General features: G+C 36.7%; 2 protein-coding genes. Both read right to left on the bottom strand.

What is annotated here, in order from left to right; genetic code table 11:
- On the bottom strand, window positions 1–760 hold a 760-nt coding region (locus M663_RS0104575), incomplete at its 3' end, for an iron ABC transporter permease (protein ID WP_029688106.1).
- A 1-nt stretch (window position 761) separates the two neighbouring features.
- Window positions 762–1,345: ABC transporter substrate-binding protein (locus tag M663_RS0104570; protein ID WP_029688105.1), on the bottom strand; the 584-nt coding region annotated here is incomplete at its 5' end.

Raw genomic sequence — 1,345 nt, 5'->3', positions numbered from 1 at the left:
AACCTATAATTCCACCGACTGATACAGCTGTTGCAGTAACTAATGACCCTGTCACAAGAATTATTTTTTTGACCAGTTCTGTGTTGACACCTAAATGTTCGGCAACTTCTTCTCCTGTCAATATCGCATTTACATCCCTTGAAAATACATACATCATAAAAGAGCCAATTATTATTATAGGAGTAGAAAAGACCACACTATTCCAGTTTATGAGGCTAAATCCTCCCATAGTCCAAAAAACAATTCGAGAAAACTCATCATGGTTTAAAAGCATCATAAGAGAGATAATTGCAGACATAAAAGCGCTTATGGCTATTCCCGCAAGCAACATTGTGGTCATGGATACTCTTGTGCCAGTTCTAGAGATAGTGTACACAAAAAACACAGTCATTAAAGAAGTAATAAATGCCATAAAACTCAGTCCAAATATTCCAAGCCCCAAAATTATCGCAATAGTAGCACCAAAAGCCGCTCCTGATGATATACCCAAAACATAAGGGTCTGCCATGGGATTTCTCAAAAGCCCTTGAAAAAACGCCCCTACAACTGAAAGTCCCATTCCTACAACTGCTGATTCAATTACCCTTGGAAGCCTTAAATTAAGAATTATCGTCCTGGAAGTTTCACTTCCCCCGCCAAAAAAAATATTTAAAATTTCCCGCAGGGGTATTTTTACCGCCCCTGCAGAAATTGATAAAATCATGGTAAAGACAAGCAGTAAAAAGGCTGTACCAAAATATATCCCTTTTTTTACTCTCACTTTACTTAAATGCCTCCGGATGTAAGAATTTTGCAATTTCTTCAAGTCCTAAAACAATTCTATTAGAAGCTCTTGATATTATGTCATCATTGCTTATCACAAATATCTTGTCATTTTTAACAGCGTTTGTGTCTTTGTATCCTGCCATATTTTTGATGTCTTTTACATCCCCTGCATGAGGAGATGTTATTATCACATCAGGATTTTTCTTGACTAATTCTTCTACGCTGTACTGCACCCAACCATTTACATCCTCTGCAACGTTTTTGCCACCTGCAAGGTTTATAAGTTCATCAATAAAAGTGCCTTTACCTGCTGTCCAGTTTCCGTCAAGAGAGACCAGATAAAATACGCTGACTTTTGGAAGGTCTTTGACTTTGTCGTTTATTTCTTTTATTTTGTCTTGCATTTGTTTAATTATCTCCTCACCTTTTTTCTCAGTTCCTGTTATTTGACCTATTATTTTTATAGACTGGTATATCTGGTCAATGCTTTTTGCCTCCAACATTACAACAGGGATACCCATTTTTTCTAAAGATTCCATTTGCTCTTTACCGGAAAGAGTGGAAGCAAATATTATATCAG

The sequence above is a fragment of the Thermoanaerobacter sp. A7A genome (assembly GCF_000445185.1).
GTDB lineage: Bacteria > Bacillota > Thermoanaerobacteria > Thermoanaerobacterales > Thermoanaerobacteraceae > Thermoanaerobacter.
The sequence above is the reverse complement of the archived record's forward strand: the minus strand, read 5'-3'. Positions and strand labels throughout refer to the sequence as shown.